At 72.9% G+C, this 22,390-nt stretch carries 22 protein-coding genes; 3 read left to right on the top strand and 19 right to left on the bottom strand.

Annotated elements, in window-relative coordinates; all coding sequences use genetic code 11:
• Positions 1 to 73 precede the first annotated feature (73 nt).
• The 13 genes from ACFPM7_RS07220 to ACFPM7_RS07280 are packed head-to-tail and all read right to left on the bottom strand — an operon-like array spanning position 74 to position 11,509.
• Positions 74 to 562 (bottom strand): holo-ACP synthase, encoded by a 489-nt coding sequence (locus tag ACFPM7_RS07220; RefSeq protein ID WP_378245195.1) that lies wholly within the window; start codon positions 560 to 562, stop codon positions 74 to 76.
• Complete coding sequence (locus ACFPM7_RS07225) at positions 559 to 1,332, bottom strand: alpha/beta fold hydrolase (protein ID WP_378245197.1); 774 nt, start codon at positions 1,330 to 1,332, stop codon at positions 559 to 561. The genes ACFPM7_RS07220 and ACFPM7_RS07225 overlap by 4 nt, the downstream gene beginning before the upstream one ends.
• 14 nt (positions 1,333 to 1,346) lie before the next feature.
• Complete coding sequence (locus tag ACFPM7_RS07230; protein WP_378245199.1) at positions 1,347 to 2,159, bottom strand: nuclear transport factor 2 family protein; 813 nt, start codon at positions 2,157 to 2,159, stop codon at positions 1,347 to 1,349.
• Positions 2,156 to 2,566 (bottom strand): holo-ACP synthase, encoded by a 411-nt coding sequence (locus tag ACFPM7_RS07235; protein ID WP_378245201.1) that lies wholly within the window; start codon positions 2,564 to 2,566, stop codon positions 2,156 to 2,158. The genes ACFPM7_RS07230 and ACFPM7_RS07235 overlap by 4 nt, the downstream gene beginning before the upstream one ends.
• The gene (locus tag ACFPM7_RS07240) at positions 2,563 to 3,483 is read right to left on the bottom strand and encodes an ACP S-malonyltransferase (protein ID WP_378245203.1); all 921 of its coding nucleotides are present in this window, start codon (positions 3,481 to 3,483) and stop codon (positions 2,563 to 2,565) included. The genes ACFPM7_RS07235 and ACFPM7_RS07240 overlap by 4 nt, the downstream gene beginning before the upstream one ends.
• 55 nt (positions 3,484 to 3,538) lie before the next feature.
• The gene (locus ACFPM7_RS07245) at positions 3,539 to 4,525 is read right to left on the bottom strand and encodes an alpha/beta fold hydrolase (RefSeq protein ID WP_378245205.1); all 987 of its coding nucleotides are present in this window, start codon (positions 4,523 to 4,525) and stop codon (positions 3,539 to 3,541) included.
• Positions 4,522 to 5,802 (bottom strand): FAD-dependent oxidoreductase, encoded by a 1,281-nt coding sequence (locus ACFPM7_RS07250; RefSeq protein WP_378245207.1) that lies wholly within the window; start codon positions 5,800 to 5,802, stop codon positions 4,522 to 4,524. Before ACFPM7_RS07250 ends, ACFPM7_RS07245 begins: the two co-directional genes overlap by 4 nt.
• Entirely contained in the window at positions 5,799 to 6,563 is a 765-nt protein-coding gene (locus ACFPM7_RS07255) for a nitroreductase family protein (RefSeq protein ID WP_378245209.1), read from the bottom strand. The genes ACFPM7_RS07250 and ACFPM7_RS07255 overlap by 4 nt, the downstream gene beginning before the upstream one ends.
• Positions 6,560 to 8,845: a beta-ketoacyl synthase N-terminal-like domain-containing protein gene (locus tag ACFPM7_RS07260; protein WP_378245211.1), complete on the bottom strand. Its 2,286-nt coding sequence runs from the start codon at positions 8,843 to 8,845 to the stop codon at positions 6,560 to 6,562. Before ACFPM7_RS07260 ends, ACFPM7_RS07255 begins: the two co-directional genes overlap by 4 nt.
• A 38-nt stretch (positions 8,846 to 8,883) precedes the next feature.
• The gene (locus ACFPM7_RS07265) at positions 8,884 to 9,942 is read right to left on the bottom strand and encodes an aminomethyl transferase family protein (RefSeq protein ID WP_378245213.1); all 1,059 of its coding nucleotides are present in this window, start codon (positions 9,940 to 9,942) and stop codon (positions 8,884 to 8,886) included.
• Between the two features lies 1 nt (position 9,943).
• Complete coding sequence (gene fabZ, locus ACFPM7_RS07270; protein WP_378245215.1) at positions 9,944 to 10,435, bottom strand: 3-hydroxyacyl-ACP dehydratase FabZ; 492 nt, start codon at positions 10,433 to 10,435, stop codon at positions 9,944 to 9,946.
• Positions 10,432 to 10,731, bottom strand: coding sequence for an acyl carrier protein (locus ACFPM7_RS07275; protein ID WP_378245217.1), 300 nt, complete (start codon positions 10,729 to 10,731; stop codon positions 10,432 to 10,434). Before ACFPM7_RS07275 ends, fabZ begins: the two co-directional genes overlap by 4 nt.
• A 31-nt stretch (positions 10,732 to 10,762) precedes the next feature.
• A complete protein-coding gene (locus ACFPM7_RS07280) occupies positions 10,763 to 11,509 on the bottom strand; it encodes an SDR family oxidoreductase (protein WP_378245219.1) in 747 nt (248 codons plus the stop codon).
• Positions 11,510 to 11,638: 129 nt separating this feature from the next.
• Here ACFPM7_RS07280 and ACFPM7_RS07285 point away from each other — a divergent pair, with 129 nt between their 5' ends.
• Positions 11,639 to 13,225, top strand: coding sequence for an FAD-dependent oxidoreductase (locus tag ACFPM7_RS07285; protein WP_378245221.1), 1,587 nt, complete (start codon positions 11,639 to 11,641; stop codon positions 13,223 to 13,225).
• A 94-nt stretch (positions 13,226 to 13,319) separates the two neighbouring features.
• Here the strand turns inward: ACFPM7_RS07285 and ACFPM7_RS07290 are convergent, their stop codons facing one another.
• Positions 13,320 to 14,810, bottom strand: a complete 1,491-nt coding sequence (locus tag ACFPM7_RS07290; RefSeq protein ID WP_378245223.1) for an AfsR/SARP family transcriptional regulator — start codon at positions 14,808 to 14,810, stop codon at positions 13,320 to 13,322.
• Positions 14,807 to 15,997: a macrolide family glycosyltransferase gene (locus ACFPM7_RS07295; RefSeq protein ID WP_378245225.1), complete on the bottom strand. Its 1,191-nt coding sequence runs from the start codon at positions 15,995 to 15,997 to the stop codon at positions 14,807 to 14,809. Before ACFPM7_RS07295 ends, ACFPM7_RS07290 begins: the two co-directional genes overlap by 4 nt.
• A 217-nt stretch (positions 15,998 to 16,214) precedes the next feature.
• Here ACFPM7_RS07295 and ACFPM7_RS07300 point away from each other — a divergent pair, with 217 nt between their 5' ends.
• On the top strand, positions 16,215 to 17,315 hold the full coding sequence (locus ACFPM7_RS07300; protein WP_378245228.1) for a DegT/DnrJ/EryC1/StrS family aminotransferase: 1,101 nt from the start codon (positions 16,215 to 16,217) through the stop codon (positions 17,313 to 17,315).
• 60 nt (positions 17,316 to 17,375) lie between these two features.
• On the opposite strand, the gene ACFPM7_RS07305 is transcribed toward ACFPM7_RS07300, so the two are convergent.
• A complete protein-coding gene (locus ACFPM7_RS07305; RefSeq protein ID WP_378245230.1) occupies positions 17,376 to 18,770 on the bottom strand; it encodes an NDP-hexose 2,3-dehydratase family protein in 1,395 nt (464 codons plus the stop codon).
• Positions 18,771 to 18,779: 9 nt separating this feature from the next.
• Complete coding sequence (locus ACFPM7_RS07310) at positions 18,780 to 19,337, bottom strand: dTDP-4-dehydrorhamnose 3,5-epimerase family protein (protein ID WP_378245232.1); 558 nt, start codon at positions 19,335 to 19,337, stop codon at positions 18,780 to 18,782.
• Positions 19,338 to 19,490: 153 nt separating this feature from the next.
• On the opposite strand from ACFPM7_RS07310, the gene ACFPM7_RS07315 reads away from it, so the two are divergent.
• Positions 19,491 to 19,991 (top strand): GNAT family N-acetyltransferase, encoded by a 501-nt coding sequence (locus ACFPM7_RS07315; protein ID WP_378245234.1) that lies wholly within the window; start codon positions 19,491 to 19,493, stop codon positions 19,989 to 19,991.
• Between the two features lie 215 nt (positions 19,992 to 20,206).
• On the opposite strand, the gene ACFPM7_RS07320 is transcribed toward ACFPM7_RS07315, so the two are convergent.
• Together ACFPM7_RS07320 and ACFPM7_RS07325 are read right to left on the bottom strand one after the other, a co-directional pair.
• Positions 20,207 to 21,127, bottom strand: coding sequence for an NAD-dependent epimerase/dehydratase family protein (locus tag ACFPM7_RS07320; RefSeq protein ID WP_378245236.1), 921 nt, complete (start codon positions 21,125 to 21,127; stop codon positions 20,207 to 20,209).
• 12 nt (positions 21,128 to 21,139) lie between these two features.
• Entirely contained in the window at positions 21,140 to 22,357 is a 1,218-nt protein-coding gene (locus ACFPM7_RS07325) for a methyltransferase domain-containing protein (protein WP_378245238.1), read from the bottom strand.
• Positions 22,358 to 22,390: the final 33 nt, after the last annotated feature.

The raw sequence follows: 22,390 nt of genomic DNA on the forward strand, positions 1-22,390 counted from the left end.
CCGCTGTCAAGCGCCGATTGGATGGACTCTCCCGGAAAGACGGTGACCTCGGTCTCGGTGTCGGTCAACGGCATCAGAGCGCTCCTTCCGGGAACGTTGTCAGTATGGCAAGAGCGACGATGAGATTTCCCCGCCATCCCCACCGGGCGGCGCCCGCGACGCCCGCGGCGCCGTCCGGGAAGCGGGTGCGGGCGGCGGCCAGGCTGGCCCCGCCGACGGCGTAGGCGCAGAAGTCGGTGAGCGCGACGTCGACGGTCCCGGCCACCTCGGGCACGGCGTCGTCCAGCAGGCCGCGCGTCCAGTCCGCGCCCGCGACGGGCACGTCGCCGAGGGCGGTGAAGTCGTGCCAGGAGAACCCCGGTGGCCGCCCGCCCAGCGCCTTGACCAGGCACTCCTTGATGGCCACGCTGGCCGCGGTCGCCAGGTCGGGGTCCTCGTGCAGGGGGTGCTCGCCCGGCGCGATGACGTGCCGGGCGTAGGCGGGGCCGCTGTAGGCGACGGCCCGGCTGATCCGGTCGACCTCGACGACGTCGACGCCGATCAGCACCGGGGGCGCGATCACCTAGCCACCTGGTCCAGGAACCGCAGCAGGTGTCCGTTGTACTCCTCGGCCGCCTCGATCATCGGGATGTGGCCGCAGTCCTCGACGGTGATGAACTCGGTGCCGGGGTGCCGGGGGACGGCCTCCAGCCACGGGTCGATCGGGGTCATCTTGTCGTGGCGGCCCCAGACGTAGAGCGAGGGACACTCCACCTTGGCCATCGCCGGGTCCACTTTGTACGTCCGGGTGGCGCGGATGCTGCGCGCCATGGCCACCATCGCCGGGCCCTGCCGCAGCACCTCGCCGACGGAGTCGATCTGCTCCTGGGTGAACAGCGGCTCGCCGTGGAACAGCGCGGCCAGCATCCGGGCCTGGAACTCCGGGCCGGACGGGCGCACGTCGGCGCGCCGGTCGATGTTGAGACCCACGTCCGGGTCCGGGGTGAGACCGGGCGCGCCGGAGACCACGATCGCGGCGACCCGGTCGGGGATGCGCCCGGCCAGGTCGATGGCGACCAGCCCGCCCAGGGAGTTCGCGCACACCACCAGCTTCTCGGCGCCGACCTCGTCGCAGGCGGCCACCAGCGCGTCGCCGAGGCGCTCGATGGAGCCCGCCACCTTGCTGTCGAGGGCGCAGATGGGCTCGGTGGTGCGCAGCACCGGCCAGCCCTTCTCGGTCAGCGCGGCGAACGGGTGGTCCCAGATCCAGCCGCCCGCGAACAGCGCGGACATGAACGCCACCAGCGGCCTGCCCTCGTTCCCGGGCTTGTGCTCGGCGGTGAAGACCGTCATCGGTTCTCCTCGGTCTAGAACAGGGTCTCGGGGTCGGGGGTCCAGCCGCAGTCGCAGTTCTTGCCCGCGGCGACCATGGCCTCGCAGCCGCCGCAGCGGGCGAAGTGGCTCTCCCTGGCCAGCGTCCACACGCTCGTGTACGCGCCGGTGCACAGCCCGCCCTTGAAGAAGCGGCGCATGGCCCGCTGGTGGGCGCGGGCGTGCACGGCGCGCACGGACTCGGGCTTGTCGAAGGCGGTCAGGGTGTACTTGCGGTTGCCGATGTCGAAGGTGCTCGCGCCGAGGAAGCCCTTGGACGCGCGCAGCGACTTCACCACCTCCACGCTGAGCAGGTCGACGTCGGCGCCCTCGTCGCCGTCGCGGACGTCCAGCCAGGTCAGGGTGATCGCGCCGGGGGTGCCGGGCCTGCCGGGGGTGCGGGTGCTGACGCCGAACTCGCGCTCGCCGTCCTCGCGCGGGACGAACTTGGGCGCGTAGCCCAGCGCGTCGGCGACGGCGAGGCGGTCGAAGACGCGGCGCACGTGCAGGCCGTCCTCGCGCTCGCTCAGCACGTCGACCCCGGTGACGACCAGCTCGCCGCCGGTGCCGGGCATGCCGAGGTAGGAGCCGCGCTGCGCGGCGGTCAGCGTCCAGCTCGCCACCGGGCCGTCCACGTCGGACTCGAAGGCGCCGGGGAAGCGGGCCAGCCACTCGCGGGCGTGCGCGGCCAGGGCATGGCCGGCCAGCGGCTTGTCGGTGTCCGGGTCGGTGAAGGAGGCGACCGCGGCGGCGACGGCGTCGGGGTCGCCGTCGCGCCACGCGGCCAGGTACCGCTCGGCGGGGGTCACTGGTCCTCCGGGAGGGTGGCGGCGGAGAGGGCCACGGCGACGGCGAGGTCGGCGGTGTGGCTGACCGAGACCCGGATGCGGGTGTCGGCCTCGGCGCTCAGCGGGGCGCGCAGGTGGACCTCGGGCGGGTGGCCGTGCTGGCAGGCCGCGCCGCGCGCGCACATCGCCGACGGCCGGGGCAGCACCTCCACCCCGCCGAGGGACTCCGGGGTGGCCGCCACGCCCAGCAGCCGCAGCACGGCGTGCTTGGCGGCCAGCCTGCCCGCCCAGTGCTGCAAAGTCCTGCCCTCGCCGGAGCGCAGCCGCTCGGCGCGGGTGTAGACGGAGTCCAGCGACATCGGCGCGACCAGTTGCGCCGGGTCCGACAGGCCGCGGAAGGCCACGACCGCGCTGCCCCAGCGGCTCATCCGACCGGCTCCAGCCTGCGCGCCGCGGCCGGATCGGCCAGGCTCACGCAGCGGGTGCCGACCGCGCGCATCAGGCCGGCGAGCACCTTGCTGTCGCCGACCTCGACGCAGGTGTCGGCGTCGGCGAGCGCGCGCATCGTCTCGCTCCAGCGCACGCGCGCGGTCAGCTGCTCGATGAGCGCCTCGCGCAGCACGGCGACGTCGGTGGTGGGCTCCGCGGTGGTGTTCGGGATGACCGGCACCCGGGGCTCGGCCATCGGCACCGCGCGCACGGCCTCGGCCCAGGCGTCGGCGGCCGGGGCCATCAGCGGGGAGTGGAAGGCGTTGCCGACCTTGAGCGCCACCACCTTGCGCGTCGCGGGGAACTCCGAGGCCAGCGCCACCACCCGCTCGATCGCCGGGAACGCCCCGGAGACCACGGTGTGGTCCGGCGCGTTCTCCAGGCCGACGACCAGCGGCTCCTCCGGGGTGGACACCTCGGCGGCCCAGGCCGCGACCTGCGCGGGCTCCGGGCCCATCACCGCGGTCATGCCGCCGGTGCCGGGCACCGCGGCCATCAGCCGGGACCGGACGCCGACCAGGCGCAGGGTCGCCTCGACGTCCAGGACGCCCGCCGCGCACAGCGCGCTCAGCTCGCCCACGCTGTGCCCGGCGACGACGTCCGGGACCACGCCGCGCTCGGCCAGCACGGCCAGCGCGGCGAGGTTGCACGCGGTGACGGCCGGCTGCGCGCCGTCGGTGGCCACCAGCTTCTCCGCCGGACCCCGCGCGCACAGCTGCGACACGGGCTCGCCGAGGACGTCGGCCATGACCTCGTCGGCGCGCGCGACGACCGCGGCGCCCACCGGGTCGCGGCGCAGCCAGCCGCCCATCCCGACCCGGACGGTGCCCTGCCCGGGGAACACGAACGCGATCACGCCCGACCTCCTTGTTTCAGCGCGCGGGCTTGCTTCTCAGCGCGGGAGTGCCTGCTCAGAGCCTGCGACGCCGGGAGGGCGCCGAGGCGGCCTGCTCGGTGCCGAGGAAGCCCAGCAGCAGCTCGGTCACCCGCTGGGGCTGGTCCAGGGGGATCCAGTGGCTGGCCTCCTCGACGCGCTCGTAGCGCCACGGCCCCTTGACGAACTTCACCGAGCCGGTCATGCCCTCCTCCAGCAGCGCCTGGTCCCCGGTGGACCACACGCCCAGCGTCGGGGCCAGCACCGGCGGGAAGTTGCTCTCGACGCGCAGCTCGGACTCTGGCGAGCGGTTGGCGCGGTACCAGTTCAGCGCCGAGGTCAGCGCGCCCGGCTTGGCCAGCTCGCGCGGGTAGCGCTGGTAGTCGCCCTCGGTGCCCATGATCTCCTTGAACAGCCGCCAGCCGTTGCGGCGCAGCAGCTGCTCGGAGACGCCCGGGAACTGGTAGAAGAGCATGTACCAGCTGGCACGGCGCTGCTCGATCGATGGCGTGGAGAACACCCCGGGGTGCCCGACGGAGAACACCGCGAGGTGGTCCACCCGCCGCGGCATGAGGAAGGCGTACATCCACGCGATCGCCGCGCCCCAGTCGTGGCCGACGATGTGCGCGCGCTGGATGCCCAGGTGCATGGTCAGGCCCACGACGTCGTTGACGATCGTGCGCATGTCGTAGGCCTCGACCTCCTGCGGCTTGCTGGAGCCGCCGAAGCCGCGCAGGTCGGGCGCGATGACCCGGAACCCGGCCTCCACCAGGGGGTCGATCTGGTGGCGCCACAGGTAGTGCGAGTCCGGGAAGCCGTGCAGCAGCACGACAGGGGTGCCCTCGCCCTTGTCGACGTAGGCGATGTCGACGCCGTTGACGTGCGCGACGTCGGTCAGCAGGCTGTCGCGCTGCGACGATCCGGACAGCGACGAGCCGGACAGCGTCGATCCGGACAGCGTCGATCCCGACAGCGACGATCCCGACAGCGTCGATCCGGAGAACGACGAGTTGAGCGTGGTCATACTTTCTCCCTGAACAGCCTCTCGGCGAAGAACTCGCTGAAACCGAAGTCCGGCACTTCCTCCGGCGGGACCATGTTGAGCAGGCCGGTCACCTGCGCGGCGAAGTTGTCGGCCATCAGCTCGCGCACGCGGCGGCGCCGGTCGGCGGCCTCGGGCCCGAACTCGCAGTGCAGCTTGGCGATGATGCTGGCCCCGAAGTGCAGGCGCTCCATGCGGAACTTGCGCTCGGCCAGGTAGGGCTCGAACGCCTTCGGCGACCAGTCCTGGGACTCCACCAGGATCTCGCAGACCGTGCGGGTGTCGCGCAGGCTGCACGAGAGGCCGGTGCCGAGCACGGTGTCGGCGTTGCCCGCCTCGTCGCCGACCAGCAGCACGCCGTCGGTGACGATCGGCTGCTCGGGGAACATCGCCACCGACGGCCACACCTTCAGCGGGCCGATCGGGGTGGCGGCGGCGTAGACGGACTTGCCCCGGTCGGGCAGGCAGTCCAGCTCGAAGTCGGCGATGAAGCGCTCGACGCCGCCCGCGCCCTTGTAGCGGTGCTTGTTGTACGTGGGGAAGTTGATGTAGAGGCGGGCCGCGCCGTCGCCCTGCGGGAAGACCATGAACATCTTCTCGCCCTCGGTGCCCATCGCCTGCACGTCCATCGGCCAGTCGTGCAGGCCCTCCACGCGCAGGCCGCCGCCCCAGTGGTGCACCGAGGTGGCCATGCTGACGCCGATCTGGCGGCCGATGGTGCAGCCGCGCCCGGTCGCGCCGATCACCATGCGCGGGCGCAGCTCGTGGTCGGCGCCGTCGGCGGTGGTGAAGCGCACCGCCGGCAGATCACCGGGCTTCTCGGCCTTGGTGACGTGCACCTTCTGCACGCCCATGACGACGGTGGCGCCGTAATCGACGGCCTGCACGGCCATCAGCTCGCACACCGTGTGGTGCGGGAAGGACAGCGGGCCGCCGACCCCGGGCACGAACCGCGTCATGTCCACCGTCTCGGCGGTGTGCGGGTCGTCGGTGGTCTCGTCCCACTGGGTCCACTCGCGGATCTCCCACGCGCCGCCGAGGCCGAAGGCGTCCTCGACGCCGAGGAGCTGCGCCTCGCGCATGCCCCACGGCGCGATCCACTCGCCGCGCACGATGTCGGTGTAGGCCTCCTGCTTCTCCAGCATGACGACCGACAGCCCGTTCATGGCGAGGTAGGAGGCGGCCGAGGCCCCCGCGATCCCACCGCCGACGACCACGACATCAACGGCACCAGGGCCGACGGCACCGTTAGTGCTCATGCCTGCCACCTCTCCCAATACGTGCGTTCCTTCGCCGCGTGCCGGTTGGCCGGACGGAAGTCGGTGCCGATGGTGTAGGCGACGGGGACGAGGCAGATCTGGCTGACACCCGCCGGGATGCCGAGCAGCTCACCGATCTGGCGCTCGAAGGCCAGGTGCATGCCGGTGATCGTGCTGCCGAGGCCCCGGCTGCGCAGCGCCAGCTGGAACGACCAGATCGCGGGGTAGATCGAGCCGTAGAAGTTGCTGGCCCGCATGGCACCCAGCAGCGAGCCCTCCTTCCACGTCCCGACGAGCAGCTTCGCCGAGTGCGACTCCGACCACTGCCGGTCGATCTCGCCGATGTCCGGCGGCCTGCCCAGCACGCACGGGATCACCAGGGCGGGCACCCGGCCCAGGTTCTCCACCAGCAGCTTGGAGGACTCGTGGTTGCGCTTGGCCTGCACGTCGGTGCGCCTGCGGCCGGAGCGGGCCCAGACCTCGCGCTCGTGGAAGCGCCAGGCCTGCATGACCATGTGGGCCAGCTGCTCCTTGACCTCGGCCTCGGTGACGATCAGCCAGCGCCAGTTCTGCTGGTTGTTGGCCGTCGGCGCCTGCACCGCGACCTCCAGCGCCTCCTCGATGACCTCCCGGGGCACCGGGCGGTCGAGGTCGAGGCGCTTGCGCACCGAGCGGGTGGTGGTCAGCAGCCGGTCGGTCTCCAGGAGGTCGAACGGCGTCCCTGACGAGACCTCCTGGGAGCCCGACCGCGCTGTGGTCACACCGCCCCCAGGACGGTTCCGCCGCGCACCGAGCCGGGCGCCGCGCTGAGCACCAGCGCCCGGCGGACGGGCCCGGACAGCACCGGCTTGGCCACATAGGACTCGACGCTGCCCGCGACCGGGTTCTCCAGGCCGGGGATGGCCGCCACGACGCCGTCGCGCACCGCCAGCGCGGCCAGCGCCAGGTTGAGCGCGCCGGTGGCCGAGCCGCAGTCGCCGGTCAGCCCGGTGGAGGCGGTGAGCCTGCTGCCGGGCAGCGCGGCGAGCACCGCGGCGGCCTCGTCGGCGTCGGTGGCGTGCCCGGTGGCCGAGCCGATCACCAGGTCGACGTCGGCGGGCAGGGCGCTGAGCCCGCGCGCCACCAGGTCGCGCTCGGTGTCCTCGCCGGAGCCTGCGTGGGCGCTGGCCACGACCCGCGCGTACGGGGTCGCGCCGCGCGCGGCGGCGTGCTCGGCGGACTCGACCACCAGGGCGACCGAGGCGGGCGCGGCGGGGGCCGCTCCCGTCGCGCGGTCGTAGGGGGTCACGCCGGAGAGGTCGCCGCCCGCGCCCGCGTCGTCGGCGGCCACGACGATGACCACCTCGGCCTTGCCCGCGCGGATCGTCTCGACCGCGCAGTCCAGGGCGATGGAGGCCGACGCGCCGCCGTTGCAGATGGTCGTCGTCGGCCCGCGCAGGCCCAGGGTCTGGCAGACCGCGCCGCCGGTGGCGTTGAGTACCACGTTGGAGAAGCTGAGCACGGCCGGCTTGTTCGGGTTGGACAGCACGCTCTCGTCGAAGCCGTGGGTGCTCTCCACCGACCCCGCCGCCGTGGCGAAGATGACCCCGACGTTGTCGCTGGCCGCGCGGTTGAGCTTGAGCCCGGCGTCCTCCCAGGCCAGCCGGGACGCGGCGATGGCCATGCGGGAGAGGGTGTTCATGTGCCGCCACAGCGAGCGCGGCGCGAACGTGCGGCCCTCAAGCGACGGCGCGGCCGTGCTGGCCTGGCCCGCCGCGATCGCCGAGGAGACCTCGGCGATGCCGGTGCCCAGACCGGTGACCGGGCCGAGGCCGGTGATCACCACGTCCTTCTCCGGCAGCCCGTCGGCGCCCTCGATGCCCTCGCGGGGGGTACGCAGCACCAGCGCGGCGTTGTTGCCGCCGAAGGCGTAGTTGTTCGACACCACGACCGACATCGGCAGCTGCCGCGCGGTGTTGGGGACGAAGTCCAGCGCCGCGGCCTCGATCGCCTCCTCGGTGAACCCGATGGTCGGCGGCGCGGTCGCGGTGCGCAGCGCCATCACGCTGGCCACCGCCTCCACCGCGCCCGCCGCGCCCAGGGTGTGGCCGATGAAGCTCTTGATGCTGCTGGTCGGCACCTGCGGCGCGCGGTCGCCGAAGACGGCGCGCATGACCTTCTTCTCCATGGCGTCGTTGGCGGGGGTGCCGGTGCCGTGGCCGTTGACGTAGTCGACGTCGTCGGTGGTCAGGTCGGCGTCGGCCAGCGCCCTGCGCATCGCGCTGACGCCGCCGCGGCCGGTCGGGTCCGGCGCGGTGGCGTGGTAGGCGTCGGCGGACAGGCCGTAGCCCGCGACCTCGGCCAGGGGGGTCCCGCCCCTGGCCAGGACCCGGTCCAGCGGCTCGACGACGACGAACGCCGCGCCCTCGCCCAGGTTCAGTCCGTCCGAGCGGCTGTAGGGGGCGCACGGGCCGGTGCTCAGCGCCTGCAGCCCGGCGAACCCGGCGTAGGTGCCGAAGAGCAGCGGGTCGACGCCGCCCGCCAGCACCACGTCGGCCTCGCCGGTGAGGATCTTGTCCTTGGCCAGGCCCACCGCGTTGCCGCCCGCGGCGCACGCCGTCGAGACCAGGATGCGCGGGCCGCGCATGCCCAGCTTCGCGGCGACGATGTCGCCGGTGGCGTAGATGGGCTGGTAGCCGCCCGTCTCGTCCGGGGTGGCCTGGCACTTGCCCAGCACCAGGCCGAACCGCTCGCCCGGCACGGCATCCCCACTGGCACCGTCGGCACCGTCGGCGAGCCCGGCCTGGCGCAGCGCCTGGCGCGCGGCGACGAGCGCGAGCCGGGCGGTGCGGTCGAGCATGCCGTCCTCGGGCGGCAGCTGCTCGCTGATCCACGCCGCGGGCACCTGGCCCGCGTAGCGCGCCTCGAAGGCGGTGAACCGCTGGTCGGCGACGGCGGTGATCCCGCTCTCGCCCGCGGTGAGCCGCGCCCAGAACTCCTCCGGGTCGCGACCCGCCGCGCAGATCACCCCGACACCCGTGATGACCACTGGGCGCAGCGCCATGGCTTCGTTCCTCCCTGACGAGACGATCCGCGAGCGGATCAGATGATCGGCGTGCTCCAGGACTTCGGGGTGACATACGGGCTGGTCAGCGTGGTGGCCTCGGCCTCGCCCACGCTCACCCGCAGACCGGCGGCCGCCAGGTCGGCGGGCACCCTGATCAGGCCAAGCGCGGCGTCGAGGCCGACGCTGTGCACCGCGTGCACGACCTCGCCGATGCGCTCGCCGTCCACGGTGACCGGCGTGCCCGCCGCCGGGGCCTCGCCCGGGGTGGTGAAGCCGATGGTGCGCAGCCCGGCCGGGCCCTCGAAGGCGGCGAGCACGGCCTCGCGCCCGACGAACTCCTCCTTGGTGACGTCCACCAGCCAGTTGGCGCCCATCTCCAGGATGTCGACGGCACCGGCCTCGCGGTGCACCAGCGGCTGGCGGACCTCCAGCATCGCCAGCTCCAGGGCCTCCTGGCCGGCCGGGACGGCCTCGGCGGCCGCGGCCTCCCAGAGCCGCTGCGCCTCGGCGCGCGGCACCAGCACCTTGTAGCCGTACTCGCCGGTGAACCCGGTGCGCGCGAAGATGATCGGCGTGCCGTCCCACTCGGTGTCCACAACGGACTCGAAGGGCAGCGCGGCCAGCTCGCTGTCGATCAGGCGGCCGACGACGCCCCACGAGTACGGGCCCTCCAGCCCGAACAGGACGTGCTCCTCGGAGCGGTCGGCGACCTCCACGTCGGCGTCGCCGACCTGGCCCTTGAGGTGCTCCAGCAGGCGCGCGCCGCCGCCGACGGAGCTCTCCAGCAGCATGCCGGTCTCGCGGCCCCACACCACGACGGTGTCCACGACGTGGCCCGCCTCGTCCAGCACCAGGCTGGTCATGCAGCGCTCGGCGGTCAGGTACTCGACGTCGCGGGCCAGCACGCGCTGGGCGAAGTCGGTGGCGTCGCCGCCGGAGATCTCGATGATGCGCGCGCCGGAGAGGTCCACCAGGGCGGCGCGGTCGCGGATCGCGGCGTACTCGTCGGCCAGCGTGGTGTAGCGCAGGGCGACCGTCGCCTCCAGGATCTCGCCGCGAACGGTCCCGTCGGGCTGGGAGATCGGGGATTCCATGTCAGGCCTTTCCGTGTGCGGGGTCTGCGATGCTGATGGAGCCTTCGGCGACGACCTGCCCGTCGACGCGGGCGGTGACCTTGTACTCGCCGAAGCCGCGGCCACCCGCGGACCGCTCTGCGGTGAGCACCAGCTGGTCGCCGGGGACGATCGGGCGGCGGAAGCGCATCGACCGCACGCCCGCCAGGTAGCTGATCTTGCCCGCGCCCGCGAGGGCGAAGACCACGCCCGCGAGCTGGGCCATCGTCTCGATGACGACGATCCCCGGCAGCACGGCCTCGCCGGGGAAGTGGCCCTGGAACCACAGCTCGGTGCCCGCGACGTTCTTCACCGCGGTGCCGCTGACGCCGGGCTCGACCTTGTCCACCCGGTCGAGCAGCAGCATCGGCCAGCGGTGCGGCAGGATCTCGCGCACCTCGTCGTGGGAGAGGTTCGTCCTGGCGGCCGGTGCCGTGGCGCCGGGTCCCTTCGCCTCGGGCAGGGTCGCGGTCATGCCGGGGTCTTCTCCAGCTCCAGCGCCGGGTTGACGTGCGTGGCCAGGCGCGAGACCGAGCCGAAGACCGACATGTCGCTGTCGTAGAGCGCGACGCCGAACTCAGCCTCGATCGCCACGTACAGCTCCAGCACGTCCAGGCTGTCCAGTTCCAGGCCGCGGCCGAACAGCGGCTGGTCGTCGGTGATCCACTCCGGCTCGATCGGCAGGTCGAGCCGGGAGACGATCATCTTCTTGATCTGCGCGCAGGTCTCCCGGCGGGCCGACGCCGCGGCGCGAAGCTCGTCGATGCTCACGTGTGCTCCCTCGTCTGTTCTCTGTGGACCCTCAGGCCAGCCCGCCGCCGTTGGCGACGATGGTGGCCGCTGAGATGTAGGAGGCCTTGTCCGAGGCCAGGAAGGTCACCGCGTGGGCGATCTCCTCGGGCTCGCCCATGCGGCCGATGCGGATGCGCGAGGCGTAGTCGGCGCGCAGCTTCTCCGGGATTCCCTTGATCATGTCGGTGTGCACGAAGCCGGGGGCGACCACGTTGACCCGCACGCCGTGCGGCGCGGCCTCGTTGGACAGCGCCTTGGCGAAGGCGATGATCGCGCCCTTGGAGGCGACGTAGTTGGTCTGGCCGGGGAAGCCGCCGTCGATGCCGCTGGAGGAGCTGACGCACACGATGGACCCGCGCCGCTGGTGCTGCATGATGCGCATCGCCTCGCGGCAGGCCAGGAACGTGCCGAGCACGTTGGTGTCCATGGTCGAGGTGAACATCTCGGTGCTCATCGCGATCAGGTGCCGGTCCTTGGTCACGCCCGCGCTGGTGACCAGCACGTCGAGGCGGCCGTGCTCGGCGCGCAGCGCGCGGAACATCTCCCGCACGGCGGCCTCGTCGGTCACGTCGGCCTGCGCGATGCTCGCGCTGCCGCCGTCGGCCTCGATCTGCGCGGCGACCTCCTTGGCCTGGGACTCCGAGCGCGCGTAGTTGATCACCACGTGCACCCCCTGGGCCGCCAGGTCGACGGCCACCGCGCGTCCGATACCGCGTGAGCCACCGGTCACCAGGGCAACCGCGCCTTCGCTGAACATGGACGTCTCCCTGTGTCTAGACCACTCGCGAGCGTGCACGGCAACGCTACTGACCTGCGTTTTCTTTCCCTTATCAATCGGATATCCACGGCATTGACCGGCGGGCGCGCATGACTGAGGCTGGCGGTCATGGGCGACGCTGTGGACGTGCTGATCGTGGGTGGCGGACCGGTCGGGCTGGCCACGGCGGTGGAGTGCGCCCGACACGGGCTGACCTGCGTGCTGGTGGAGAAGCACCCCGGCACCTCGATCTTCCCCAAGGCCCGCCTGGTCACCACCCGCACGATGGAGCTGGTGCGCGCCTGGGGGCTGCAGGACGAGGTCGAGGCGGCGGGCCTGCCGCGCGAGGACAGCCTCGCCGTCGGCGTCGGCTCCTCGCTCATCGCCGATGACTTCCGCCGTCAGGGCGCCGCCATCGCCGAAGACGCCCCGCACAGCCCGACCTACGCCTACATCTGCGCCCAGGACAAGTTCGAGGTCATCCTCAAGGCGCACGCGGAGTCCCAGCCGGGCGCCGACATCCGCTTCGGCGTGCGCATGGTCGGCCTGACCCAGGACGCCGACGGCGTGACCGCCGAGCTGTCCACCGGCGAGTCGGTGCGGGCGCGCTACTGCGTGGCCGCCGACGGCGCCCGCAGCGGGGTGCGCGACGCGCTCGGCATCGGCGTCGACGGGCCGCCGCCGATCGGGCACATGATCAGCGTCATGTTCGACGCCGACCTGGTTCCGCTGCTGGAGGGGCGCATGTGCGCGCTCTACTTCATCCGCAGCGCGATCCCGTGCGCGGTCGAGGCGGTGGACAACAAGCGGCGCTGGATGATCCAGACCGGCTACGACCCCGCCGAGGGCGGCAGCGCCGAGGACTTCACCCCGGAGTTCTGCGTGGAGGTCGTGCGCGCCGCCGTCGGCGTGCCGGACCTGGAGGTGTCGCTGGTCGGCATCATGCCGTGGCTGCAGCAGGCCGTCACCGCCCAGCGCTTCCGCTCCGGGCGGATCTTCCTGGCGGGCGACGCCGCGCACGTGTCCACCCCGCAGGGCGGCTTCGGCATGAACTGCGGCATCCAGGACGCGCACAACCTGGTGTGGAAGCTGGCCGCCGTACTGCGCGGCAAGGCCGGTGAGTCCCTTCTGGACACCTATGAGGCCGAGCGCCACCCGGTGGGCGCGCGCACGGTCGAGGAGAGCCTGGCGAACGCGTTCATCACCTTCCGCATGATGGAGGGCGAGCTGACGCTCAAGGAGTCCATCGAGCAGCAGGCGGGCCGCCGCAGCTCCGAGGGCCTGGTGCTGGGCTTCCACTACGACTCCTCCGCCGTGCTCCCCGACGGGTCCCCCGCGCCCGCGCCGGAGGACCCCTACCGCACCTACGTGCCCTGCGCCCGCCCCGGGCACCGCGCCCCGCACGTCTGGCTCAGCCGCGAGGGCCGCGAGCTGTCCACACTGGACCTCCTCGGCCCCGGCTTCACCCTGCTGGCGCCCGCGGGCAGCGGCTGGTCCCGGGCCGCCGCCGAGCTGGGCCTGCCCGCCGCGGAGATCTCCGCCGACGGCGCGGGCGCGCTGGTCTCCCCGACCTGGGCCAAGGAGTACGGGCTCGGCCCCACCGGCGCCGTGCTGGTGCGCCCGGACGGGCACGTCGCCTGGCGCGTGGCGGACGGCCAGGCTTCCCCGGATACGCTCCGCCGCGCGGTCGACACCGTGCTGGCCCGCAACGCGTGAGGCGGGCCGGGGAATCCACAGCGGCAGTAAGGGCGGGCGAGCCCTCGCGGCCTGTTGACCACAGCTGTGGACAACCCTGTGGATCACTGGTCGTTCAGGCGGGCACCAGGTCGGCTCTGCGCAGGCAGCCCGTGCGCCGCAGCAGCGCCGCGGCCCTGCGCACCGGCAGCGGGAAGCCCCGCGCCTGGCGGGCGATGCGCGCGGCCTCCTGCGGCTGGGCGGCCAGCCAGTCCGCGCCGAGCAGCATCGACAGCAGCGAGCGGCTCTCCTCGACCGCCAGCGGCTCGACGGTGTGCTGCACCGCGCCGAAGCGGGCGGCGAACTCGTCCAGCGGATCGCGGCTGGTGACGATCACCCTGGTGTGCGGGCCGCCCGGCAGCAGCGGCGCGACCTGCGCGCTGTCGACGGCGCCGTCCAGCACCACCAGCAGCTTGCGGCGGGCGACCGCGCTGCGGTATAGCGCCACCTTCTCGCCGGGGTCCTCCGGGATCGCGCGGACGCCGAGCGCGCGCAGGAACCGGTCGAGCACCACGAAGGGCGAGACCGGCGCGCCGTCGACGCCGACGAGGTCGGCGTGCAGCTGGCCGTCGGGGAACCAGTCGACGCGCTGGTGCGCCCAGCGCAGCGCCAGCGTCGACTTGCCCACCTCGCCCGGCCCGCACAGCACCACCGTGCCGGGCGCGTCGGCCGAGAGCCCGTCGCCCAGCACCTCGTCGAGCGCGAGCAGGTCCTCGTCGCGCCCGGCGAAGGGCAGCGGCTGGCGGGGCAGCTGCGACGGCGCGTCGGCCGGGGCGGGCGCGGGGATCGCGTCGCGCAGGATCTGCTCGTGCAGCCCGCGCAGCTGCGGCCCCGGCTCCAGGCCGATCTGCTCGACCAGCGCCCGCCGCGTGTCCTGGTAGACCCGCAGCGCCTCCGCGCGCCTGCCCGCCCGGTAGTGGGCGAGCATGAGCTGGGCCCGCGCGCGCTCCCGCAGCGGGTGCTCGGCGACCAGCACGGCCAGCTCCTTGCTGACCCGGTCGTGCAGGCCCAGCTCCAGCTCCAGCTCCGCGCAGGTCTCCGCGGCGTCCAGCCGCGCGGCCTGCAGCCGGGCGGCGTCGGCGCGCAGGCCCGGCACGTCCTCGAACGGCACCCCGCGCCAGAGTGCCAGCGCCTCGCGCAGCAGTCCGACCGCGCCCGCCCGGTCGCCGACCGACGAGCGGGCGCGCGAGCGGCCCAGCAGCGCGTTGAACCGCGCCCAGTCCGAGCCGTCCTCGCCGACGCGCATCAGGTAGCCGGGGCTGGCGGTGGCGATCACCTCGGCGCCCAGCACCTTGCGCAGCCGGGACACGCAGATCGCCACCTGGCCGCGGGCGCTGGCAGGGGGCTCGCCCTGCCAGACCGCATCGATCAGCCGCTCGACGCTGACCACCCGGCCTGCGTCGAGCGCCAGCCTGGCCAGCACCGCCCGCTCGCGCGGCCCGCCCACGTGCCGCTCGGCCCCGCCGCGCACCACCCGCACCGGCCCGAGCACTCCGATGTCCGGGGTCATGGGGCTGTCCGGGGTCATGGCGGGCCCGCCTCCCTCGCCGATCGCGATGACCGTCATCGGCGCTCGATCTCGTCGGCGGCCCGCCCCGCCCCGCCCGCGGCGTCCACGGCCTTGGCCATGTCGGCGGCGCGCGCGGTGAAGCCGGGGTCCTCCAGCACCGAGGTGATCGCGGCGATGAGGTCCTCGCCGGTCACCGTCGCCGGATCGAGCGCGACGCCCAGGCCGAGGTCGGCGATGCGCTTGGCGGTCGGGCGGTCCAGCGCCGAGGTCGGCACGCACACCATCGGCGTGCCCGCCCGCAGCGCTTCCATCGCCGTGCCCATGCCCGCGTGCGTCACGCAGAGCGAGGCGTGCTCGAGCACCGCGACGTGCGGCACGAACCTGTGCACCTCCACATTGGACGGCAGCTCGCCCAGTGACGCCGGGTCGAGCCCGTCGGCCACGGTCATCACCGCGTGCCACGGCTTGCCCCGGAAGGCCTCAACGCAGGTGCGGAAGAAGTCGGCGTGCTCGTTGAACACCGCGCCGAGGGACACCAGCACCACCGGCAGCCCGCTCTCCGGCGGCGACCACGACCCCAGGAACGCCCGGTCCCCGACGCACGGCCCGACGAAGGCGAACCGCTCGTCGAAGGTCTCGCCCGCGTACTGGAACTCCCGCGGCACGGTGACCAGGCTCAGCGGCGGCACCTCGAACCACAGCTCCGGCGGCGCGGCGGCCACCCCGTGCCCGGCGCACAGCGCGCCGATGCGGTGCATCGTGCTCATCACCCAGGCGGGCGGCTCGGCGGGCTTCTCCGAGGCGGGCTGGTCGGGGTTGTACATGGCCTGCAGGTAGGAGAAGTGCTCGTTGGAGGCGAACACCGGGATCACCTGCACGGCGGGCACGTCCAGCTTGCGCGCCAGGATGCGGCCGGCGAACAGGATCGAGGTGTCGTAGACGATGACGTCGGGCTTCTCGATCGCCCCGTCCTCGCTCGCCTTGCGCAGCATGGCCGCGCTCTCGTCCAGCAGCAGGTCCATCAGGTAGCCCGGGTCCTCGGCGACCTTGAGGAAGTCGGCGTCGCGGTAGCGCGAGTCGTAGGCCACCGCGGTGGCCCCCGCGTCGGTGACGATCCCGGCCATGCTCTCCGCGGTGATGTAGGTGACCCGGTTCCCCCTGCGGGTCAGCTCGGCCACCATCGCCAGGTTCGGGATGACGTGGCCGTGGTCGGGGTGGCACAGGAACAGGAAGTGTCGTGGCATGCGTTGGTCCCCTGGAGATCCCTCGGAGGTAGGCGATCGCCGCCACCGTAGGTCGATCTCCGCAGGCCAGGACACCCCTACCGGACCCCTACGGGGACCTGTTGGGGATTCCCTGCGAACGGCCTAGCGGAAGGTGCGGTCAGAGGTTCACCGCGCGGGGTCTGACCTGCGTTGATAGGGGTTACCCGGGCCTGGGGCCCGCCCTACGCTGGCGCCCATGACCACACTCGTCTGGGACTACACGCGCGAATACGAGGCAGAGCGCAAGGACATCCTCGACGCCGTGGAGACGGTGTTCTCCTCCGGCCGCCTGGTGCTCGGCCCGAGCGTGTCCGGGTTCGAGTCGGAGTTCGCCGCCTACCACGGCGTGGACCACTGCGTCGGCGTCGACAACGGCACCAACGCCATCCGCCTCGCCCTGCAGGCCGTCGGCGTGACCCGAGGGGACGAGGTCATCACGGTCTCCAACACCGCGGCCCCCACCGTCCTGGCCATCGACGCCCTCGGCGCGACCCCGGTGTTCGTCGACGTCCACGCCGACACCTACCTGATGGACGTGGCCCAGGTCGAGGCCGCCATCACCCCCCGCACCAAGTGCCTGCTGCCGGTGCACCTCTACGGCCAGTGCGTCGACCTGGCACCCCTCAAGGCCCTGGCCGACAAGCACGGCCTGCACCTGATCGAGGACTGCGCCCAGGCCCACGGCGCCCGCCACCACGGCGCCATCGCCGGGGCGACCGGCCACGCCGCCGCCTTCTCCTTCTACCCCACCAAGGTCCTCGGCGCCTACGGCGACGGCGGCGCCACCATCACCACCGACGCCGCCATCGACGCCAATCTCCGCCGCCACCGCTACTACGGCATGGAGAAGACCTATTACGTCGTCGAAACCCCTGGCCACAACTGCCGCCTGGACGAAGTCCAGGCCGAGATCCTCCGCCGCAAGCTCACCCGCCTGGACGAGTACATCGCCGGACGGCAGGCCATCGCCGCCCGCTACCTCGACGGCCTCGGCGACACCGAGCTGATCCTGCCCGCCACCGCCCCCGGCAACACCCACGTCTACTACGTCTACGTGGTCCGCCACCCCGAGCGCGACCGAATCCTCGACGAGCTGAAGAAGCACGACATCGCCCTGAACATCAGCTACCCGTGGCCGGTCCACACGATGACCGGCTTCGCCCACCTGGGCTACCAGACCGGCAGCCTGCCCGTCACCGAGGCCGCGGCCGAGGAGATCTTCTCCCTGCCGATGTACCCCTCCCTGCCGGTCGACGTGCAGACCCGGGTGATCGACGTCCTGCGCACGTTGCTCTAGAGCTGGTACACACAAGCCCACCCGTGGTGCGGGTGGGCTTGTCTGTGTGCCGGACCGGGGCTACCCCCGGGGCACCAGGCTCCGCAGGCACAGCACCAGGCTGCGGGCCTGGATGTTCACGTAGAACGAGTGCCGCAGCAGCTCCTCGAACTGCGCCAGCGTCAGCCACCGGTAGTGCGGGTCGTCCCCACCCACCTCGACGTCGGCCTCCACCACCATGTAGCGGTTGCGGGCGCCCAGGAACCGCCCGCCCTCCTCCGACAGCACCGTGTCGAACCAGACCCGCTCAGCCCCCAACACCACATCCAGGAACCGGGGCCTCTCCGGCAGCCGCTCGTAGTTCTCCGGAACGCACTGCACCGTGGGGGCCAACTCGGTCACATCCGCATACCCCGGCTCGGTCCGGGCATGGGTCAACACGTGCAGCACGCCCCCGATCCTGCGCACCACGAACGCGATGACCCCGGTCCCCACCGGCTCCAGCATCGGCTGCGACCACGAGGCGACCTCACGCCCCCCGGCCTCGACCCGGACCCCCACCACCGAGAAGAACCCGCCACTGCGGTGCGCGATCCGCCCGTCGTCGTAGGCCCAGTCCGGCAGCCCCGCCAGCGCCCCCCGGACCACCTTCAGATCCGTGTGCGTCCGGACCTCGGTGATCCAGCTCAGCACATCCCCGATCCCGTGCGCCGAAACGGAACCGGGATCGGCCGAGCGCACCAGCGCCGAGCTGAACTCGTCCACCCCGGCGCCGGCCAGCGCCGCACCCCCGCCGGGAAGGCACGCCAGCACCGTCCGGGCGTCCATGTTCACCAGGTCGGGCACCGACATCAGCTCCGCGACCTGCCCCAGCGTCAGCCACCGGAACCCTTCGCGGACCTCGACCTCCCCGTCCACCTCGACAACCATGTTCCGGTTGCGCTTCTGGTAGAACCACGCGCCCTGCTCCGACTGCCGGATGTCGATGACCACCCGGTGCGCCGAGGTGTCGCGGAAGTACTCCAGGTAGGGGACTTCCTTGCCCTTGTGCACCCGCGTGTAGTTGCTGCGCGTGGCCTGCACCGTCGGCGAGATCTGCAACCCGTTGGGGTTGCCCGGCTCGTGCTTGGCCTGCATCAGGCAGTGCAGCACGCCGTCGATCTCGCGCACCAGGATGCCCAGGATGCCGATCTCGGGCTGGACGATGATCGGCTGCTCCCACCGCGGCACCGGCGCGCCCGCCAGGTCGACGGCCAGGGACTCGACGGTGAAGAACTTGCCGGTGTGGTGGCGCAGGTTCCCGGTGCCGCGCTCGACCTCCCACCCGTCCAGCGCGCCCAGGTCGACCCGGTCGACCCGCATCCACCAGCGGTCGGCGAGGCCGTCCAGCCAGGCGAGCACGTCCGCCGTGCCCCCGGCGTCGTGGCGCGTGGACTCGGCCAGCCGATCGGCGAGGTTGCGGGTGGGTGCGGACACCGGGCCTCCCTAGGGGTAGTGCGGCAGCAGGTCGTTGGCCTTCGCCTCGGCGAGGGTCGGCGCGGCCCGGTCGCGGGCGGAGAGCACGGCGCCATCGGGGATCGGCAGGCCCAGCTCGGGATCGAGCAGCGACACCGCCAGTTCGTCCGCGGGGATGTAGCCGCGGGAGAGCAGGTAGCAGACGGTGGAGTCGGGCTCGAGCGCCACGAACGCGTGGCCGAGCCCGGCGGGCAGGTACACGGCCTGCATCTCCGCGAGTTCGACGCTGTCCCACTGCCCGTACGTCGGCGACCCGACCCTCAGGTCGATGACGAAATCGAGCACCCGCCCCGTCGCGCAGTGCACGTACTTGGCACACCCGGGCTTCGTCCGCGCGTAGTGGACGCCCCGGGCGACGCCCTGGCCCGACACGCTCGTGCTGACCTGTGCCACCGGGAACAGCGACCGCCCGACCGCGGCCGAGAACTCCGACTCCTCAAACGGCGAGACGAACAGCCCGCGGTCGTCGCGGTGCGTCTCCGGGGTGAACGCCCACGCGCCCCCCAGACCGAGTTCACGCGCTTTCACCTGGTCAGCTTCGTGCCGCCGCGGCGCGGGGGTAAACCCCTACGCCCGCAGGTTAGGGGGTTGGCTCGCTCCCTTGTGGAGGACCGAAACCGGGATGCCCGCCGACCCCGCGCGAGATAGCGTCGAGCCCCCTGACCCGAGAGGCTCCCGCATGTGGTCCACCCGCCCGGAAACCCCGGACGACGTCCCCGCCATCCGCGCACTGGTCACCGCCGCCTTCCCCACCCCGACGAGGCCGCCCTGGTCGACGCCCTGCGCGCGGACCCGCGAGCCTGGATCGACGGACTCTCCACCGTCGCCGAGTCCCCCGACGGGGTCATCACCGCCCACGCCCTCATCACCCGCTGCCACATCGACGACACCCCGGCCCTCGCCCTGGCCCCGTGCGCCACCCTCCCCGCCCACCAACGCGCGGGCGCGGGCTCCGCCGCCATCCGCGCCTGCCTGGCCGCCGCCCGCACCCACCCCGAACCGGTGGTCATCGTCCTGGGCCACCCCGACTACTACCCCCGCTTCGGCTTCACCCCCGCCTCCACCTTCGGAATCCACGCCCCCTTCGACGTCCCCGACGCCGCCTTCCTGGCCCTGCTCACCCACCCCGACCACCCCATCCCGACCGGCACAGTGCGCTACCCCAGCGCCTTCGGCATCTGACCCACCCACACCGAGACCACTTCCGCCCGCCGCCGCTTCCCCGCCCCACCTACCGCCGCTTCCTGTTCCCGCCCGCCACCGCATCCCGCCCCACCCACCGCCGCTTCCCCGCCCCGCCCGCCCTCGCGCAGGACACGCCCCGCCCCAATCCGGGGGTCACTCCGCCCTACTCCTTCAAGGCTACGCCACAACCATCCGTGTCAAGAGGGTGAACTTCAGCCCCTGTGGACAACTCCCGAAGTCCCCTCCCAAGCCAAACCCGCCACCACCGACTCCACCCCCTCGGCCAACCCCACCGACGCCCGCCACCCCGTGACCCCGCTGAACCGCACCGCATCCCCCACCTGCCCCCGCAGATCCCCCTCCGTCGCATGCCCAGGCGGCTCCACCGACAGCACCGGAACCACCACCCCCGTCCGCCGCCCCACCGCCGCCGCCACCATCTCGAACAACTCCCGCACCGACACCCCCGAACCCGACCCGATCACCCAACTCCGCCCCGCCAGCGCCGCGAAGTGCCGCACCGCCGCCAGGAACGCCTCAGCCACGTCCGACACGTGCACCAGATCCCGCCGCATGCCCCCCGAGCCCCACACCGTCAACGCCTCGCCTCCGAGCGCCCGCCGGGCCATCGCCGAGACCACCCCCCGGTCCAGCGGCCCCGGCCCGTACACCGTCGGCAGCCGCAGGCACACCCCGCCCGCGGCCAGCACGATCCGCTCAGCGGCCAGCTTCTGCCGGTCGTACTCCGACTCCGGCGCGTCGACCTCCCCGCCGACCAGGCGCTCGCCCGCCGACGGTCCCGCCTGCGACGTCGACCCCGCCAGCACCACCGGCAGCCCCGTGCCCGCCGCCGCCCGCGCGATCCCGACGTTCACCGCCGCGGCCTCCTCGGCCTGCTCCGGCAGCACCCGCCACGACCCGCTCCCGGTGTGCAGCACCAGCGACACCACCGCGTCCACACCCTCGACCGCCGCCGCCACCTGCCCCGGCTCGGTCAGATCCGCCCGCACAGCCGAGTGCGGCACCCCGTCGGGATCGCGCGCCACGACCCGGACCGCCAGCCCGGCGGCGGCGAGCCGGGCCGCCACCGCCGTGCCGACGAACCCGGAGCCGCCCAGCACCGCCACCCTCATCGACGGAGGTCCTCAGACAACCCGCACCTCGGGCACGTACAAGATCCACTTGCCGCCGCCCGCGCGGAACTCGGCTTCCTTGGCCATGATCTCCTCGGCGTGGTTCCACGCGAACAGCAGCGCGTGGCCGGGGTGCTCCTCGGCGAAGGCGGCGGGCGGGCGCACCGGGATGCCGGAGCCCGGCGCGAGCCTGCCCTGCTTGGCCGGGGTGGTGTCGCAGATGAACTCGACCAGGTCCGGCCCGATGCCGCACAGGTTGGTGACGGTCGCGCTCTTGGCCGTCGCGCCGTAGCCGACGACGCGCTCGCCGCGCTCCTTCAGCTCGGTCAGCAGCGCCGTCAGGTCGTCGCGGATCTTGCCGACGCGGGTGGCGAAGGCGTCCAGGGTGACCCGCGAGGACAGCTCGCGCTCGGCCTCCTCGGCCAGCAGCGCCGCCACCGCGGCGGTGCGCTCGCGCGCGCCCGGCCGCGCCAGCCAGTACCGGACCTCGCCGCCGTGCACGGGAAGCCGCTCGACGTCGACCAGCTCCAGGCCGTGCCTGCGCGCCATCTCATCGATCGAGCGCGCCGAGAACAGGAAGAAGTGCTCGTCGTAGATCTGGTCGAAGGAGGTCTTCTCCACGATGTCGCCCAGGTACGGGTCCTCGAACACGAACACCCCGCGCTCGGAGAGCAGCGCCTCCACCCCGCGCAGGATCGAGCCCATGTACGGGATGTGGCAGACGGTGTTGGCCGCGTAGATCAGGTCGGCGGGCCCGTCGGTGGCGAGGATGTCGCGGGCGGTGGACTCCTCGAAGAAGTCCTTGCGCACCCGCACCCCGGACTCGGCGGCCAGGTCCGCGACACCCCCCGACGGCTCGACGCCCAGGTGCCGCCCGCCCGCGGCGGCGATGGTGCGCAGCATGGTGCCGTCGTTGCAGCCCAGCTCCACGACGAAACCGTCGTCGGCCAGCTCGGTCTCCAGGAACCGCTGCGCCAGCGCGGTGAAGTGCGCGCGCATCACCGAGGAGCCCTGGCTGACATACGGGTAGTCCTGGTGGAACATCGCCTCGCGCGGCACTTCCTCCATCAGCTGCACCATCGTGCACGTCTCGCACACGCCGACCGCGAGCCGGTAGAAGAACTCGGGACTGGTCTCTTCCGGCCGCCGGAACGCGTCCGAGAGCGGCTGGCGGCTCAGGTCGAGGAACTCGGCGACAACGCCCGCGCAGATGCGGCACTCGCTGGTCATACGGCGGCCCTTCTCATGGTTGAACTCGACGCT

This window comes from Actinokineospora guangxiensis (assembly GCF_042657845.1).
GTDB lineage: Bacteria > Actinomycetota > Actinomycetes > Mycobacteriales > Pseudonocardiaceae > Actinokineospora > Actinokineospora guangxiensis.

Coding starts and splice junctions, on each gene's coding strand:
- ACFPM7_RS07225 (WP_378245197.1), bottom strand. CDS start 1,332: ATGACGGTCTTCACCGCCGAGCACAAGCCCGGGAACGAGGGCAGGCCG.
- ACFPM7_RS07235 (WP_378245201.1), bottom strand. CDS start 2,566: ATGAGCCGCTGGGGCAGCGCGGTCGTGGCCTTCCGCGGCCTGTCGGAC.
- ACFPM7_RS07245 (WP_378245205.1), bottom strand. CDS start 4,525: ATGACCACGCTCAACTCGTCGTTCTCCGGATCGACGCTGTCGGGATCG.
- ACFPM7_RS07250 (WP_378245207.1), bottom strand. CDS start 5,802: ATGAGCACTAACGGTGCCGTCGGCCCTGGTGCCGTTGATGTCGTGGTC.
- ACFPM7_RS07260 (WP_378245211.1), bottom strand. CDS start 8,845: ATGGCGCTGCGCCCAGTGGTCATCACGGGTGTCGGGGTGATCTGCGCG.
- ACFPM7_RS07265 (WP_378245213.1), bottom strand. CDS start 9,942: ATGGAATCCCCGATCTCCCAGCCCGACGGGACCGTTCGCGGCGAGATC.
- fabZ (WP_378245215.1), bottom strand. CDS start 10,435: ATGACCGCGACCCTGCCCGAGGCGAAGGGACCCGGCGCCACGGCACCG.
- ACFPM7_RS07280 (WP_378245219.1), bottom strand. CDS start 11,509: ATGTTCAGCGAAGGCGCGGTTGCCCTGGTGACCGGTGGCTCACGCGGT.
- ACFPM7_RS07285 (WP_378245221.1), top strand. CDS start 11,639: ATGGGCGACGCTGTGGACGTGCTGATCGTGGGTGGCGGACCGGTCGGG.
- ACFPM7_RS07290 (WP_378245223.1), bottom strand. CDS start 14,810: ATGACGGTCATCGCGATCGGCGAGGGAGGCGGGCCCGCCATGACCCCG.
- ACFPM7_RS07295 (WP_378245225.1), bottom strand. CDS start 15,997: ATGCCACGACACTTCCTGTTCCTGTGCCACCCCGACCACGGCCACGTC.
- ACFPM7_RS07300 (WP_378245228.1), top strand. CDS start 16,215: ATGACCACACTCGTCTGGGACTACACGCGCGAATACGAGGCAGAGCGC.
- ACFPM7_RS07320 (WP_378245236.1), bottom strand. CDS start 21,127: ATGAGGGTGGCGGTGCTGGGCGGCTCCGGGTTCGTCGGCACGGCGGTG.
- ACFPM7_RS07325 (WP_378245238.1), bottom strand. CDS start 22,357: ATGACCAGCGAGTGCCGCATCTGCGCGGGCGTTGTCGCCGAGTTCCTC.